Raw genomic sequence first — 16,395 nt, 5'->3', positions numbered from 1 at the left:
AATGGGTATGACTTGTAGTGGTGCTACTAAGTCATGTCATTAAGTGTAATGAACTGGTCGTATTATTTGTCAGGGTAATGTAAATCAACTTCACCCGTGTACATTTGACGAGGACGACCAATTTTTTGTCCAGGTTGATCTAACATTTCTTTCCAATGTGAAATCCAACCAATAGTACGAGCAACAGCGAATATCACTGTAAACATAGTACGTGGAATACCCATCGCACGTAAAACAATACCTGAGTAGAAGTCTACATTAGGGTAGAGTTTTTTCTCGATGAAGTAAGGGTCTTCAAGCGCAATACGCTCTAGTTCCATTGCAACATCTAGTAGTGGGTCATCAATTTTTAGATCATCTAATACTTCATGACATGTTTTACGCATTACCGTAGCTCGTGGATCATGGTTTTTATAAACACGGTGTCCAAAGCCCATTAAACGGAAAGGGTCATCTTTATCCTTCGCTCTTGCAACGAACTCAGGAATACGATCTACAGTGCCAATTTCTTCTAGCATTTCTAAACATGCTTCGTTAGCGCCGCCATGTGCTGGGCCCCATAAAGAAGCAATACCCGCTGCAATACATGCAAATGGGTTCGCACCAGATGAACCTGCTAAACGAACTGTAGAGGTTGATGCATTTTGTTCATGGTCAGCATGAAGAATTAATATTTTGTCCATTGCACTTTCTAGTACTGGATTAACAACATATTCTTCACATGGAATACCAAACATCATCTTCAAGAAATTACCGGAATAAGATAATGTGTTATCCGGATACATGAAGGGTTGACCTATAGAATATTTGTAACTCATTGCCGCTAAAGTTGGCATTTTTGAAATGAGACGAAATGCGGCTATTTCACGACATGACTCATTTGTAATATCTAAGGAGTCATGGTAGAAAGCTGATAAAGCACCTACTACACCAACCATAATCGCCATTGGATGAGAGTCACGACGGAAGCCGCGGTAAAATGCGACTAGTTGTTCATGTAACATTGTATGATGAAGTACTGTGTGTTTGAACTTGGCAAATTCTTTTTCAGTAGGTAGTTGACCGTTTAGTAATAAATAACAAACTTCTAAATAATCTGATTTGTATGCTAAATCATCGATAGCATAACCTCGGTGTAATAAAATTCCTTTATCACCGTCAATGAACGTTATTGCAGACTCACAAGAGGCTGTTGCAAGGAAACCAGGGTCGTAAGTGAAGTAGCCTGTTTTTCCTAAGCTACGAATATCAATGACATCATTACCAGCTGTACCACTAAAGATAGGTAGTTCAACAGGATCTTGTCCTGGTAAGTGAAGTATTGCGACTTTGTCCGACATTATTTTCTCCCTTGTTTTAAAAATTATTTATATTTTTTATTATTCTTTGTACTCTTCTTGTACTGTTCTTTTTATAAACACGCTTTTTTGGTGCCACATTTTTACAGTCAAAATTTAACCTTGTCAAATCTAACATTACAACTTTGCGGGTTAGGATCGCAACAAATATTAGATAAAATCTTTAATAATCCAAAGTGCTATAATTTCTTTCAAGCCTCTGATATCTTAAGGATTGGGTGGGTAAAATTTTCAATTGAGTTATTTATTGCTCAATTGAAAATTTTACCGTGCTTAGATCACAAAAAAATGCGTTTCGATGTTACAATGCATTAACATTGTGCTAACAATAGAGCCCGTAAAACAACCCCTAACTTTTAGCCATCATAAAGAGATAAATTGTGCGCAAAGAGAGACCTAAAAATTTAGACCTATCCACGGTTAAATTCCCCATTACTGCTACCGCTTCAATACTGCATCGTATTTCTGGGATCATCGTTTTTATTGCATTAGCAATATTCCTTACCTTCCTAAACTGTTCGTTATCGTCAGCTCAAGATTTTCAAAGTGTACAAGGTTATTTAGACTTGTTTATCGTTGAATTTATTTTCTGGGGATCATTAACAGGTCTTGCTTACCATGCCGTATTTGGTGTTAGGCATATGATTCAAGATTTAGGGTACTGGGAAGAATTGGACAGTGCATCACTTAGTGCAAAAGTAGGCTTTGGCCTTACTGCTGTATTATCAATATTAGCGGGGATTTTAGTATGGTAAAGGTTGCAGGTACTTTCGGACGGAGCGGCGTCCACGATTACATATTATTACGCGCCAGTGCTGTTATTTTATTAGCCTACATTTTATATCTTGTAGGCTTTGTTGCATCTGCTGATATTACTTATCAAGTTTGGACAGGCTTTTTCTCTCTAACATTAACAAAAGTATTTACGTTAATGGCATTAGTGGCAATGCTAGTTCATGCATGGATTGGTATTTGGCAAGTTTTAACAGATTACGTTAAATGTACTTTATTACGTGGCACATTACAGTTTGTGTTAACAACAGTTGCATTTGCTTACGTTATTTTTGGTTTTGTAATTTTGTGGGGTGTTTAAGTGAGTTTACCTATTCGTGAATTTGATGCGATTGTTATTGGTGCTGGTGGTGCAGGTATGCGCGCGGCATTATCTATTTCGCAAGAAGGCAAAAGTTGTGCGTTGATTACTAAAGTATTTCCAACGCGTTCTCATACTGTATCTGCTCAAGGTGGTATTACAGTAGCGCTAGGTAATGCACATGCAGATAACTGGCAATGGCATATGTACGATACAGTTAAAGGTTCTGACTTTATCGGCGATCAAGATGCTATCGAGTTTATGTGTAATGAAGGACCCGATGCGGTTCGTGAACTTGAAAATATGGGCTTACCATTTTCTCGTTTCGAAGACGGTTCAGTATATCAACGTCCTTTTGGTGGTCAATCTAAAGAGTTTGGTGGCGAGCAAGCTGCTAGAACTGCAGCTGCTGCTGACCGTACAGGTCATGCATTGTTGCATACGCTTTACCAACAAAATATTAAAAATAAAACCACCATTTTCTCTGAATGGTACGCGCTGGATTTATTGAAAAATGATGATGGTGATGTTGTTGGTTGTACTGCTATTGATATTGAAAGTGGCGAAGTTTGTGTGTTTAGAGCTCAAGCAACGGTACTCGCAACTGGTGGAGCAGGGCGTATTTATGCTTCAACAACTAATGCTCACATTAATACTGGTGACGGTGTTGGTATGGCATTACGTGCTGGTGTACCGGTACAAGATATGGAAATGTGGCAGTTCCACCCAACCGGTATCGCTGGTGCAGGTGTTCTGGTAACAGAAGGGTGTCGAGGTGAAGGTGGTTATCTTTTAAATAAAGATGGTGAACGTTTCATGGAGCGTTACGCGCCAAATGCTAAAGATTTAGCTGGTCGTGATGTTGTTGCTCGTTCAATCATGATTGAGATTCGTGAAGGTCGTGGTTGTGAAGGTCCTTGGGGCACGCACATTAAATTGAAACTTGATCACCTTGGTAAAGATGTATTAGAAACGCGTTTACCGGGTATCTGTGAATTATCACGTACGTTTGCTCACGTTGATCCTGTACATGAACCGATTCCAATCATCCCTACTTGTCATTACATGATGGGTGGCGTACCAACTACCGTTAACGGTCAAGTGTTAAAACTAGATGAAAATGGTAAAGATGTTGAAGTGAAAGGTTTATTTGCGGTGGGTGAGATTGCAAGTGTATCGGTTCATGGTGCAAACCGATTAGGTGGTAACTCATTACTTGATTTAATCGTATTTGGTCGTGCTGCGGGTAAACATCTTGGTAAAGTATTAACCAAAGAAAATACAGCTAAGCCACCAACTGAAGAAAATATTGAAGCTTCTTTAGCACGTTTCAATCGCTGGGAAAAAGGCACAGGTACAGAGTGTCCTGATCAAATTCGTAAAGACCTACAACAATGTATGCAAAACAACTTCTCAGTATTTAGAGACGGTGATGCAATGGCTGAAGGGCTTGCCGAGTTACGCGTTTTACGTGAACGTTTGAACAATGCTAAGTTAGGCGATAAGAGTAGCGAGTTTAATACTAACCGTATTGAGTGTTTAGAATTAGACAACTTGATGGAAACTGCTTTTTCAACTGCTTTAGCGGCAAACTTCCGTACTGAAAGTCGTGGTGCCCATAGTCGTTTTGACTTCCCTGATCGAGATGATGCAAATTGGCTACACCATAGTATCTTCAATCCTGAAACAGAAAGTATGTGTAAACGTGACGTTAATATGGCGCCAGTACTACGTGAAGCTTTCCCACCTAAAGCACGTGTTTACTAAGAAGGTTTTATAATATGAATGTTACATTTTCTGTTTATCGCTACAACCCTGATGTTGATGACAAACCTTCAATGAAAGAGATGTCATTAGAAATACCTGAAGGTTCTGACATGATGGTGCTTGATGCTTTGATTGCATTAAAAGAGCAAGATAAGTCATTGTCATTCCGTCGTTCATGCCGTGAAGGTGTGTGTGGTAGTGATGGTTTAAATATTAATGGTAAAAATGGATTGGCGTGTATTACACCTCTTTCTGATTTACTTTCTGCTGGAAAAATTGTGCTTCGTCCACTACCTGGTTTACCAGTGGTACGTGATTTAGTGATCGATATGACACAATTTTATACTCAGTATGAAAAAGTAAAGCCATTTTTAATTACAGATGGCACTATACCGCCTGCTGGAGAGTTCAAACAATCTCCAGAAGAGCGTGAAAAATTAGATGGTTTATACGAGTGTATTTTATGTGCTTGTTGTTCAACCTCTTGTCCTTCATTCTGGTGGAACCCTGATAAGTTTATCGGTCCAGCTGGTTTATTAGCTGCATACCGTTTCCTTATCGATAGTCGAGATAGTGCAACAGAAGAACGCTTGTCGAATTTAGATGATGCTTTCAGTGTTTTTCGTTGTCACAGTATCATGAACTGCGTGAGTGTTTGTCCGAAAGGATTAAACCCAACCAAGGCGATTGGTAAAATTAAATCTATGTTATTACAACGCGCAGTTTAATTACTAAATAAATATTATTAATTAAACATTAATAAAGAATAAGGAATTTTAATGCCAACTAATGTTATGGAAACTTGGTTAGCCTCATCGCATCTTTCCGGGGCAAATTCTACTTATATCGAAGACATTTACGAATTGTATTTAGAGGATCCACTTGCTGTGGACGCTAATTGGCGTGAAGTCTTTGATGAGTTACCAAGTGTGACTGACGCTCCTGAGGAGCGTCATTCAATTATCCGTGAACAGATGAAGCATGCGGCGAAAGCGCCAAAATGTTTTACACCGCCTGATGGTGCTGTTCACAACGATGCAAAACAAGTCAAAGTTTTACAACTGATCGGTGCTTATCGCAACCGAGGACATGAAATTGCAAATTTAGATCCTCTGGGTTTAGTTAAAACAGAATCTGTTAAAGAGTTAGACCCTTTTTATCATGAACTAACCGGTTCTGATTTAGATGCTAACTTTAATGTTGGTTCTTTTGCTACTGGCAATGAAACCATGGTATTAAAGGATCTTATTGCATCACTCAAACGAACTTATTGTGGCTCGTTAGGTGTGGAATACATGCACATCACGAACACTGATGAAAAGCGTTGGATCCAAAACCGAATTGAGTCTTGTGAAAGTCGTCCTTCGTTCAGCAACGAAGCTAAAAATCGATTTTTAGAAGAGTTAACTGCAGCAGAAGGCCTTGAACGTTACATCGGATCTAAATTCCCTGGTGCAAAACGTTTCTCTTTAGAAGGTGGTGATTCTTTTGTTCCTATGCTTAAAGAAGTCATTAGACGTTCTGGCGAGCAAGGTGCACATGAAGTTGTTATCGGAATGGCTCACCGTGGTCGTTTAAACGTATTAGTTAACGTATTAGGTAAAAAACCCGCTGATTTGTTCAATGAGTTTGCAGGTAAACATGCAAATATAGATGGTTCAAGTGATGTTAAATATCACCAAGGTTTTAGTAGTGATTTTAAAACTGCTAAAGGCAATGTTCATTTATCGTTAGCTTTTAACCCTTCACACTTAGAAATCGTTAATCCTGTAGTCTTAGGTTCGGTTCGTGCTCGTCAAGAACGTTTAAATAGTATTGGTGAAAGTGTTTTACCTATCACTATTCACGGCGACTCTGCAATTGCTGGTCAAGGTGTTGTGCAAGAGACATTCAATATGTCACAAGCACGTGCATTTAAAGTAAGTGGTACTATCCGCATCGTTATCAACAACCAAGTTGGTTTCACTACTTCAAATCCTGAAGATACTCGCTCAACTCGTTACTGTACTGATATTGCTAAAATGGTCCAAGCACCCATTTTCCATGTTAATGGTGATGATCCTGAAGCAGTAATGCAAGCGGCACATATCGCAATCGACTTCCGTAATAAATTCAAACGTGATGTTGTTATTGATTTAGTTTGTTACCGCCGTCATGGCCATAACGAAGCAGATGAGCCAAGTGCAACACAGCCATTGATGTACCAAAAAATAAAAAAACATCCTACTCCACGTGATATCTACAGCAAACAACTAGAAAGTGAAGGTGTGATTGCAGATGGTTTTGCTAAAAAGCTTGTTGCTGATTACCGTGATGCTTTAGATAATGGTGAGTGCGTGGTTAAAGAGTGGCAATCTATGCAAGGCAATTCTATAGATTGGTCTCCTTACCTAAAACATGAGTGGCATGCATCGTACGAAGCGGGTTTCCAAAAACAACGCTTAGTTGAATTAGCTGAATCTATCAGTCATTACCCAGAAGATCAGAAACAACATTCACGTATTGCTAAGATCTACAATGATCGCCAGGCAATGGCGCGTGGTGAAAAATTATTGGACTGGGGTTTTGCTGAAAACTTAGCTTATGCAACATTATTAGATTCTAAATATAATATTCGCTTAGTCGGTCAAGATTCTGCACGTGGTACCTTCTTCCATCGTCATGCTGTATTACATGAACAATCGGAAGCTAAACGTTATACACCTCTTCAAAATATCTCTGATGATCAAGGTCATTTTGATGTTTATGATTCAGTTTTATCTGAAGAAGCGGTATTAGCATTTGAATACGGTTACTCTACTGGTGCACCTAAAGGTTTATGTATTTGGGAAGCACAGTTCGGTGACTTTGCAAATGGTGCTCAAGTTGTATTTGACCAATTCTTATCATCAGGTGAACAGAAGTGGGGCCGTATGTGTGGTCTAACTGTCTTATTACCGCATGGTTATGAAGGTCAAGGTCCAGAGCATTCATCAGCTCGTTTAGAGCGTTTTTTACAATTATGTGCTGAGCATAATATGCAGGTATGTGTTCCTTCAACACCTGCTCAGGTTTATCACATGTTACGTCGCCAAGTCATTCGTTCAATGCGTCGCCCATTAATTGTTATGTCACCTAAATCATTGTTACGTCATCCATTAGCGGTTTCTAGCTTAGATGAATTAGCATCAGGCACATTCTTAAATGCAATTGGTGAAGTTGATGCGCTAGACCCAGAAGCTGTTACGCGTATTATTCTTTGTAGCGGTAAAGTTTACTACGAACTATTAGAAAAACGCCGTGCTGAAAAATTAGATCATGTCGCCATTATTCGTATAGAGCAGCTTTACCCATTCCCAACGGATGAAGTCAATGATCTACTTGAGCAATATGCACATGTAACTGATTTTATTTGGTGTCAAGAAGAGCCACAAAACCAGGGTGCTTGGTACTGTAGTCAACATAACTTCCGTGGTGTTATGCCAACGGGTGCAACATTGCAGTATGCTGGTCGTGCAGCATCTGCATCAACAGCAGTAGGCTATATGTCATTGCATGTTAAGCAACAAAAAGCATTAGTGAACGAAGCACTTGGTTTTGATGAACAGTAATCAAAATTAAATTTATTGAATAAAAATTATTATTGTAGGAAGCGTTAATTATGATTGAAGTACTAGTACCAGAACTTCCAGAATCAGTTGCAGATGCAACTGTAGCAACTTGGCATAAACAACCTGGTGACTTCGTTGAGCGTGATGAAGTGTTAGTTGAAATCGAAACTGATAAAGTAGTGTTAGAAGTTCCTGCTACTGCATCAGGCATTTTAAAAGAAATAATTGAAGATGAAGGCGCAACCGTACTTTCTAAACAGTTATTAGCTAAGTTAGAAGAAGCTGATGCACCTGCTGCAGCGAAAGAAGAAGCAGCTCCAGCTGAAGCTCCTGCAGCAACTGCCGATGCAAGCCCATCAGTTCGTCGTTTAATGCTTGAAGAAGGCATCGATGCACGTGATATTAAAGGGTCTGGTAAAGGCGGTGTTATTACGCGTGAAGATGTAGATAACTTCCGTACATCTAAAAACAAAAAAGAAACAGAGCCTAAGGTTGATATCGTAGCCGCTGTTGCTGCACGTAGCGACAAGCGCGTACCGATGACACGTTTACGTAAACGTGTTGCAGAACGTTTATTAGAAGCTAAAAACTCAACGGCAATGTTAACTACATTTAATGAAGTAAACATGAAACCAATCATGGATCTTCGTAAGCAATACCAAGAAGTGTTTGAGAAAAAACATGGTATCCGTTTAGGATTCATGTCTTTCTACATTAAAGCGGTAACTGAAGCACTTAAACGTTACCCAGAAGTTAATGCTGCAATTGACGGTACTGATATCGTTTACCACAACTTCTTTGATATCAGTATTGCTGTATCAACACCACGTGGTCTAGTAACACCTGTTTTACGTGATACTGATACATTAAGTGTTGCTGACATTGAAAAGGGTATTCGTGAGCTTGCTATCAAAGGTCGTGACGGCAAATTAACTGTTGACGAAATGATGGGTGGTAACTTTACCGTGACTAACGGCGGTGTATTTGGTTCTTTACTTTCAACGCCAATTATCAATCCTCCACAAGCGGCTATCTTAGGTATGCATAAAATCCAAGATCGTCCAATGGCGATTAACGGGAAAGTTGAGATATTACCGATGATGTACCTTGCACTGTCTTATGACCATCGTTTAATTGATGGTAAAGAGTCAGTAGGTTTCTTAGTGACTATCAAAGAGCTTCTTGAAGATCCTACTCGCTTATTATTAGATGTTTAATCTTTAATAAAAAAGTTTATTCGCTGTTTATTTTTATAAGCAGCGAAACAAAAATTGTTTTTACACTCACGGCTTTCGAGCTATTAAGTTTAACTAAAACAGATGGAAATCAAACATGAATTTGCATGAATATCAGGCAAAACAGCTATTTAAAGAATACGGTTTACCGGTTCCACAGGGTGTTGCCTGTGATAGTGGCGAAGAAGCGGTTAATGCTGCGTCAAAATTAGGCGGAGATAAATGGGTTATTAAGTGTCAGGTACATGCGGGTGGTCGTGGTAAAGCGGGTGGCGTACAGTTAGTTGATTCAAAAGAAGCAATCCGTGAGTTTGCACATAAATGGTTAGGTCAAAATCTTGTTACTTACCAAACAGATGCTAACGGACAACCAGTTAATAAATTATTACTAGAAAGTTGTAGTGATATTGCTAACGAGCTTTATTTAGGTGCGGTAATCGACCGTGCTTCACAACGTGTTACTTTCATGGCATCTACCGAGGGTGGTGTTGAAATTGAGAAAGTTGCAGAAGAAACTCCTGAATTAATCCATACTGTTATGATCGATCCTTTGGTTGGAGCACAAGCGTACCAAGGACGTGAATTAGCATTTAAATTAGGTTTATCTGGTAAACAAATTGGTCAATTCACTAAGATTTTCTTAGGGCTTGCAACTATTTTTGAAGATAAAGATTTAGCGTTATTAGAAATTAACCCATTAGTTGTAACAGGTTCAGACGATTTAATCTGTTTAGATGGCAAAATTACTATCGACTCAAATGCAATGTACCGTCAAAAAGCACTTCATGCTATCAACGATACAACACAAGATGATGCGCGTGAAATGCATGCGGCTCAGTGGGAACTTAACTATGTAGCTCTTGATGGCAACATCGGTTGTATGGTTAATGGTGCTGGCCTTGCTATGGGTACTATGGATATGGTTAACCTACACGGCGGCAATCCGGCGAACTTCTTGGATGTTGGCGGCGGTGCAACTAAAGAACGTGTTACAGAAGCATTCAAAATCATCCTTTCTGATGACAAAGTTAAAGCTGTTTTAGTTAATATCTTTGGCGGTATTGTACGTTGTGATTTAATCGCAGAAGGTGTTATTGGCGCAGTAGCTGAAGTAGGTGTTTCTGTTCCTGTTATCGTTCGTTTAGAAGGTAACAATGCAGAATTAGGTCGTAAGATCTTAGCTGAGTCAGGTCTTAATATTATTGCAGCAACATCATTAACAGATGCTGCTCAGCAGTCTGTTAAAGCGGTAGGTGGAAAATAATGAGTATTTTAATTAATAAAGACACTAAAGTAATTTGTCAGGGTTTCACTGGTGGTCAAGGTACTTTCCACTCAGAGCAAGCGCTTGAATACGGTACACAAATGGTCGGTGGTGTTTCACCTGGTAAAGGCGGTCAAGTACATTTAGGCTTACCTGTATTTAATACAGTACGTGAAGCAGTAGAAGAAACGGGTGCTACAGCATCGGTTATCTACGTACCAGCACCATTTTGTAAAGATGCTATTTTAGAAGCGATTGATGCAGGTATTAAATTAATCGTTACTATTACTGAAGGCATTCCAACACTAGATTTAGTTGCAGTTAAAATTAAACTAGATCAAGAAGGTGTTGTGATGATCGGTCCTAACTGTCCTGGTGTTATCACACCTGATGAATGTAAAATCGGTATTATGCCTGGTCACATTCATAAAAAAGGTAAAGTAGGTATCGTATCGCGTTCTGGTACATTAACTTATGAAGCTGTTAAACAAACTACAGACGAAGGTTTTGGTCAATCAACTTGTGTTGGTATTGGTGGTGATCCTATCCCTGGTTCTAGCTTCATCGATATTCTAAAATTATTCCAAGAAGATCCAGAAACTGAAGCAATCGTAATGATTGGTGAAATCGGTGGTACTGCGGAAGAGGAAGCGGCTGCATTTATTAAAGCAAACGTAACTAAACCTGTTGTTTCTTACATCGCTGGTGTTACTGCACCTGCTGGTAAGCGTATGGGACATGCTGGTGCGATTATCGCTGGCGGTAAAGGTACTGCAGAAGATAAATTTAAAGCATTAGAAGATGCAGGCGTGAAAACGACTAAATCACTTGCTGATATCGGTAAAGCACTACGTGAAGTAACTGGTTGGTAATCTCTAGCAGCTGTTTATTTCAGTAAAGAACTACGTGAAGTAACTGGTTGGTAATCTCTAGCAGCTGTTTATTTCAGTAAAGCACTACGTGAAGTAACTGGTTGGTAATCTCTAGCAGCTGTTTATTTCAGTAAAGCACTACGTGAAGTAACTGGTTGGTAATCTCTTAACAAGATTGCTTACTGTGTTGACTCACAATACAAGCCTCGCTTTGAACTGACCTTCAATAGCGGGGCTTTTTTGTCCCTAAAATTCAAACTCTATTTCTTGCGTTTAAGCTTCATGAAGGTGCTCTGGTAAAATATTTCTGTAAACCATTAAAGGGCTAGTCGATATCTTTAAAGTCTTACACAGAGTGACTGACGTAGTTTTTGGCTTAAATGGCTGCTAACATTGCATTTTATTTATATCTTTACATGCCTCTTTATATAGCTCTTTTCATAGCAGCTTACGTATCATCAGGATAATAGTCTTCTAATAAAGTTTCTTATCATATTTATTCACAATACAAGCCCCAGTGGTTCTCTGTTTTTTATAAAAATTTTAAGTTATGCACTTATGATCTGAATCCAGCCTTCTTCAATAAACAGTAATTTTAAAATTATGACATCTTAATCATTAAACCACAGTCGATCTCATTGAAAACCGAGTACAGTTTGAGCAAAAATAGACGGTCGCTTCTTAAAGTAATTACTTATTACGAAATACAACAAAGAAAACCTTAGATTCAATTTGATATTAATAATGCTTTGCTTAATCTATTTATAATTGAGTAATTTGAATCGATTTCACTGCATCCAATAATTAAGTTCAAAAAATATGTCGGAAAATCTTGCATTACTTATGAGTTAGTAATTATTTTTTTTAGAAATTATTATTATTAAATACATCAATAGCTTGCATTATATTTTTATATTATGTTCTAAATTAATTGTTAGTTTTTTAAAGTATTCCTTTATGTTTATTTAAATGACTTTTTGAAATTTTGTCTTTTATTTTATAATGTCATTTTATCTTCTTTGAATGTTTTGTCTCATTCATTATTCACCTTTAATGATACTGAATTAACAATATGTTGATTTTCTTTACATTTGTTATTAATTAGGTCCCTGAAAACCTGTATCTCATTGTTAAATATATAGATTTTCGAGTTGGCATATTTGATGCTAAATCAAGTGTAATACCAGTTATGTATATATCTGATATATATGCTTTTTTCTTAAGTTTTTTCTTTCTTACATTAAATGGAATAGGGGTGGAATATGGACATGTTTAATTTTTCAAACATAAAAAAAATGGGATTAGCGATAGGGCTATTATTTAGTGCAAGTACTTTTGCTAGCACGATTGTAGATGTTGTCGATCCAAATCTATCTTTAAGTGGTTTTGGCAGTTCAGTTAGTTATCAACATGATATTACAGATGATGGATTTACATTTGGTAGTGCAACAAGTGCATATTTAGAAATAGAAGTTAATAACCTAGACTTTTGGGAAACACTTTTATTTAAAATCGAACGATTTGATTTTGATTCGGGGGCAATCACTTTAGGTTCTATGTTCGCTGGAAACCTTGAAGTTGAAGCATTGGCTGCGCTTAATGCCGATGGTTTATTAGATATAACTATATATTCAGGTTTATTTACTAGTGTCAAAATTGGTCAGTCAACCTTAACAGTACAAGTGCCTGCGCCTGAGACTATGTTATTATTTGGACTTGCAATTGCAGGTTTAGCTGTTCGCCGCCAACGTCAATTACAAAAATAAATTCTATAGTCGTTCGTTCTACATTAAGAAAGCCTCGTTTTACGGGGCTTTTTATTGATAGTTACAAAATTTATTATGCAACTCTAGAGAATAGGTTTGTCTTATAGATCTTTCCTATTAGTTGGTAACAATAGCTATTGTTACTAACAAGATTGATCCGTTATCTAATAGAATTAGCATTACTCCTTTCAATAGATGAACCCCATAGAGATAAGTAAAGTTAGTATTACTATTTCTTCAGCTTTTACGTTATAAACTTCCTGTCATAATTTGTTTGTAGTAGTAAAATTTTAGATTTAATAGTGTAGTTTTTCGTTATTAGCGACAGTAGCTACTGATAGGCTTCTAGGCTATCATCGCATTGCATATTCACTGTAAAAAATTGGGATAGAGAAATGAATTTAATAAAATTATTACCGTTATTAACATTTACAGTTGCAATGCCTACTTTTGCGGCCGATGTCAGTCAGATTAATGAAAATAACATGATCGGTAATTGGCGCTGCCAGCACCAAGCAGAAGAGCCAAAGACCAAAATGAAGGTAAAGGTCAACTACAATATCAATTACGCTAAGCAAGGGAAGTCGAGTGGGTCTGGTACTTTATTACTGAATATTCCAGGCATGCCTGAATTGACATTTAGTGAAACCGATAAATCGTCATGGCAGCTAAAAGGTGATCAACTTGTGATGTCATCCAGTGATATCAAATTTACTAATGTTAGTCACCCACAATTAGATAATTTTTTTAATTTCAATGATATTTTGCCAGATAGTATTAACGAGTCAGGTAAGGTATTAGCATTAACAGCTTCAACATTAACCGTTAAATCTGAAGCTTATGGTGAAGTGTATTCCTGTGCCCGGTTAAAGGGTTAAAGGGCAAATTAGTTGTTAATTTGTCGCTAGCTTGCTTGAATTAATCAATAGGACATTTTGATAGTTAATGGGGGATATGTAACCTCAAGTGTAAAGATTTACACTTGAGGTTTATATTTGCTATTCCATTTTAATTGCACGTAGGATAACGAACTTTTTGTTTTCTGCGATTAATTCACAGTTTCCAAAAATACGCTCTAATTTATCTTGATAATCTAAATGGCGATTACCAACAATCACTAGTTCTCCATTCACTGCTAAACAGAAATGTGCATCATTAAACATACTCCAAGCGATATGGTCGGTGATGGCATGCTGTTGATGGAAAGGAGGGTTACATAAAATTAAATCATAACTACGTGCTTTAAATCCAACTAGTCCGTTGTTTACTACAAAGCGGGTATTGTCAGAACGTTCTTCTTCAAAGTTTTTCAGCATGTTAATACGTGCTGAATCTACTGCCATATAAGATTCATCAATGAATGTGATTTGTGCTTCTGGGTATGCCACTGCTGCTGCCATGCCAACTACGCCGTTACCACATCCTAAATCCACCACTTTAGTAAAATCACCTTCAGGTAAGTTATCCATTAGGTAACGTCCACCAATATCTAAATGGTTACGTGAGAAAACGTTAGCGTGGTTATGAATTTTCCAGTCAAAACGTTCAATATCCCAAGTAATTGCAATATCATCTTCTGGAATGTCTGTTTGATCAACGATACTGAATATCAAACGCGATTTTTTCTTTGCTAATGACGTTTTAGTGGTACCGATATACTTTTCAAATAAAGCCAGTGTTGATTTATGAATGGTGTCGACTTTACCGGCTGCGACTACAATCGTATCTTTACCAATTACAGTACTTAATTGCTGTAATTGATGCTCTAAAAAAGACAATGTTTTAGGTACTTTTATTAATACCACTTTAACGTTATCGGGTAATGCTTGCAGACTATCTTGAATTAATAAATTGTCAGGATCACATTGATTACGTTGCATATTAAGTTTTATTGAACTTACTGAAATAAAAGAGTCTGAAACTACAGTTCTTTCAAGATCGTTAAAGTAACAGCTTAATGCACCAAAACCATCGTTAATAATTAATAGTTGCCCATCTTCAGTAATGTATTTATTCAATTCATTTTCATTAAAATGGTTGATCAAGTATTCATCAGCTGAATCCCAAGCTTGTAATGTTTCGTTTTTTCTTCGTGGATGGCGATGTAATATTAAAGTTTGATCTGCAATTATTAATGCTTCATTCATAGCGTTTGCCTAATTTGGTGTGTGTAAAAATACTTATTTTCTTATTTTAACTTGCTTGCTCTATTAAGGTAAGTGATATTATTAATTGTATTCAAATGAAAAAAGGATAAATCCGTCTGTGAAAACATCATTACCGTCTCATAAACTACTTTCGAACAAATTCATTAGAGCATTTGTGCTCTGTCTTCCACTCTATGCGTTAGCTGCTTGTGATAATAAGACGTCAGAATTTCTTGATGATATTTGGGAAGGCGATGAGGATGCAGTGTGTGAGGAAGACTTTACCAGTGTTGATTTTAAGCAAATTGCATACTGGTCTATCAGTGATGAAGAAACACTTGATGACATCGATTTTACTAAACTAACTCATGTTATTTATAACAAGGTTGGTGTTGAATCTGATGGGGATTTAATTTTACCCACTGGGGATGATTTAGATGAATTTGAAGAGTTGATTGATACGGCACATAACTCAGGTATCTATGCCATGGCCTCTATTGGCAACGCTAGTGACTCTGCTTTTAACTCTATCGCAGGAAATACAACGGCCTTAAATAACTTTATCAATAACGTTGAAAATTTGATCAAAGATTATGACCTAGACGGCATCGATATTAATTGGCAATTTCCAACAACTGATGATGAAGGGGACCTATTTGAAGATTTAGTAAAATAAGTTTCTGATCTGGCTACCGACCAAGGTGTGCTGTTTAGTTACGTGGTCGACTCCGGTGAGGATGATGATGCAACCGATCAAGGTGTGCAAGAGGATGCTTTAGGTTACCCTGATTTTGTGAATGTGATGGCGCTTAATACAACTGACAATGACGACCTGCACTCTTCTTTAGAAGATGCACAAGATGCGATCACCTATTGGACTAATCGTTGTGTGGTAAAGAACAAAATAGTATTAGCAATTCCTGTTTACTCGCAAGGTGATGCCGTATTAGATTTTAATGATATTGTGAGTGATGACCTTGATAACGCGTGTGTTGATGAAGCGATTAATGTTGAAGGGCCAAACGACAATACCTACGACAATATTAATTACAATGGTATAGCAACAGTGATTGCTAAAACAGAGTATGCACAAACCAACGCAGGTGGGGTTATTCTCAATGCGATTAACCAAGATTATGTTGAAGATACTGACTATTCACTATTGAATACAATGTATTTGCAGTCTATATATCAATCAAATGCAATTTGTGATTAAACATTCCTCCTTTATGGTTAAGTATTGAAGACTATTTCTGGTTTTTTTTATTGTTAAAAGGGCGCATAATAGCGCCCTTTATTTACC

The 16,395-nt window shown here is 37.5% G+C and carries 14 protein-coding genes; 12 read left to right on the top strand and 2 right to left on the bottom strand.

The window, feature by feature from the left end; translation table 11 throughout:
• Positions 1–62 precede the first annotated feature (62 nt).
• On the bottom strand, positions 63–1,340 hold the full coding sequence (gene gltA / locus MT390_RS04215; protein WP_166372947.1) for a citrate synthase: 1,278 nt from the start codon (positions 1,338–1,340) through the stop codon (positions 63–65).
• 398 nt (positions 1,341–1,738) lie between these two features.
• Here gltA and sdhC point away from each other — a divergent pair, with 398 nt between their 5' ends.
• From sdhC to MT390_RS04165, 10 genes are all read left to right on the top strand, one after another.
• Positions 1,739–2,113 carry a succinate dehydrogenase, cytochrome b556 subunit gene (sdhC, locus tag MT390_RS04210; protein ID WP_499439758.1) on the top strand — a complete coding sequence of 125 codons (375 nt, stop codon included), beginning with the start codon at positions 1,739–1,741 and terminating at the stop codon, positions 2,111–2,113.
• A complete protein-coding gene (gene sdhD, locus MT390_RS04205) occupies positions 2,107–2,451 on the top strand; it encodes a succinate dehydrogenase, hydrophobic membrane anchor protein (protein WP_166372946.1) in 345 nt (114 codons plus the stop codon). Before sdhC ends, sdhD begins: the two co-directional genes overlap by 7 nt.
• On the top strand, positions 2,452–4,218 hold the full coding sequence (gene sdhA / locus MT390_RS04200) for a succinate dehydrogenase flavoprotein subunit (protein WP_166372945.1): 1,767 nt from the start codon (positions 2,452–2,454) through the stop codon (positions 4,216–4,218). It abuts the gene before it with no gap.
• Between the two features lie 14 nt (positions 4,219–4,232).
• Complete coding sequence (locus MT390_RS04195) at positions 4,233–4,946, top strand: succinate dehydrogenase iron-sulfur subunit (RefSeq protein WP_166372944.1); 714 nt, start codon at positions 4,233–4,235, stop codon at positions 4,944–4,946.
• Between the two features lie 51 nt (positions 4,947–4,997).
• A complete protein-coding gene (gene sucA, locus MT390_RS04190) occupies positions 4,998–7,808 on the top strand; it encodes a 2-oxoglutarate dehydrogenase E1 component (RefSeq protein ID WP_166372943.1) in 2,811 nt (936 codons plus the stop codon).
• A gap of 47 nt (positions 7,809–7,855) precedes the next feature.
• Positions 7,856–9,025, top strand: a complete 1,170-nt coding sequence (odhB, locus tag MT390_RS04185) for a 2-oxoglutarate dehydrogenase complex dihydrolipoyllysine-residue succinyltransferase (RefSeq protein ID WP_166372966.1) — start codon at positions 7,856–7,858, stop codon at positions 9,023–9,025.
• A 115-nt stretch (positions 9,026–9,140) separates the two neighbouring features.
• Positions 9,141–10,307 carry an ADP-forming succinate--CoA ligase subunit beta gene (gene sucC, locus MT390_RS04180; protein WP_499439755.1) on the top strand — a complete coding sequence of 389 codons (1,167 nt, stop codon included), beginning with the start codon at positions 9,141–9,143 and terminating at the stop codon, positions 10,305–10,307.
• Positions 10,307–11,179 (top strand): succinate--CoA ligase subunit alpha, encoded by an 873-nt coding sequence (sucD, locus tag MT390_RS04175; RefSeq protein WP_166372941.1) that lies wholly within the window; start codon positions 10,307–10,309, stop codon positions 11,177–11,179. The genes sucC and sucD overlap by 1 nt, the downstream gene beginning before the upstream one ends.
• 1,262 nt (positions 11,180–12,441) lie before the next feature.
• Positions 12,442–12,945: a PEP-CTERM sorting domain-containing protein gene (locus tag MT390_RS04170; protein WP_166372940.1), complete on the top strand. Its 504-nt coding sequence runs from the start codon at positions 12,442–12,444 to the stop codon at positions 12,943–12,945.
• Between the two features lie 395 nt (positions 12,946–13,340).
• The gene (locus tag MT390_RS04165; RefSeq protein WP_499439753.1) at positions 13,341–13,823 is read left to right on the top strand and encodes a hypothetical protein; all 483 of its coding nucleotides are present in this window, start codon (positions 13,341–13,343) and stop codon (positions 13,821–13,823) included.
• A gap of 120 nt (positions 13,824–13,943) precedes the next feature.
• On the opposite strand, the gene MT390_RS04160 is transcribed toward MT390_RS04165, so the two are convergent.
• Entirely contained in the window at positions 13,944–15,092 is a 1,149-nt protein-coding gene (locus MT390_RS04160; RefSeq protein ID WP_166372938.1) for a methyltransferase, read from the bottom strand.
• A gap of 118 nt (positions 15,093–15,210) precedes the next feature.
• Here MT390_RS04160 and MT390_RS04155 point away from each other — a divergent pair, with 118 nt between their 5' ends.
• Both MT390_RS04155 and MT390_RS04150 read left to right on the top strand, forming a co-directional pair.
• The gene (locus MT390_RS04155) at positions 15,211–15,768 is read left to right on the top strand and encodes a glycosyl hydrolase family 18 protein (RefSeq protein ID WP_499439751.1); all 558 of its coding nucleotides are present in this window, start codon (positions 15,211–15,213) and stop codon (positions 15,766–15,768) included.
• 42 nt (positions 15,769–15,810) lie between these two features.
• Entirely contained in the window at positions 15,811–16,308 is a 498-nt protein-coding gene (locus MT390_RS04150) for a glycoside hydrolase family 18 protein (RefSeq protein ID WP_499439749.1), read from the top strand.
• Positions 16,309–16,395 lie beyond the last annotated feature (87 nt).

The organism is Vibrio sp. 2-Bac 85 (assembly GCF_037546705.1).
In the GTDB taxonomy this organism is placed as follows: domain Bacteria; phylum Pseudomonadota; class Gammaproteobacteria; order Enterobacterales; family Psychromonadaceae; genus Psychromonas.
This window is presented reverse-complemented; position numbering and strand designations above follow the sequence as displayed.

Coding starts and splice junctions, on each gene's coding strand:
- sucA (WP_166372943.1), top strand. CDS start 4,998: ATGCCAACTAATGTTATGGAAACTTGGTTAGCCTCATCGCATCTTTCC.
- gltA (WP_166372947.1), bottom strand. CDS start 1,340: ATGTCGGACAAAGTCGCAATACTTCACTTACCAGGACAAGATCCTGTT.
- MT390_RS04170 (WP_166372940.1), top strand. CDS start 12,442: ATGGACATGTTTAATTTTTCAAACATAAAAAAAATGGGATTAGCGATA.
- sucD (WP_166372941.1), top strand. CDS start 10,307: ATGAGTATTTTAATTAATAAAGACACTAAAGTAATTTGTCAGGGTTTC.
- MT390_RS04160 (WP_166372938.1), bottom strand. CDS start 15,092: ATGAATGAAGCATTAATAATTGCAGATCAAACTTTAATATTACATCGC.
- sucC (WP_499439755.1), top strand. CDS start 9,141: ATGAATTTGCATGAATATCAGGCAAAACAGCTATTTAAAGAATACGGT.
- sdhD (WP_166372946.1), top strand. CDS start 2,107: ATGGTAAAGGTTGCAGGTACTTTCGGACGGAGCGGCGTCCACGATTAC.
- MT390_RS04165 (WP_499439753.1), top strand. CDS start 13,341: ATGAATTTAATAAAATTATTACCGTTATTAACATTTACAGTTGCAATG.
- MT390_RS04195 (WP_166372944.1), top strand. CDS start 4,233: ATGAATGTTACATTTTCTGTTTATCGCTACAACCCTGATGTTGATGAC.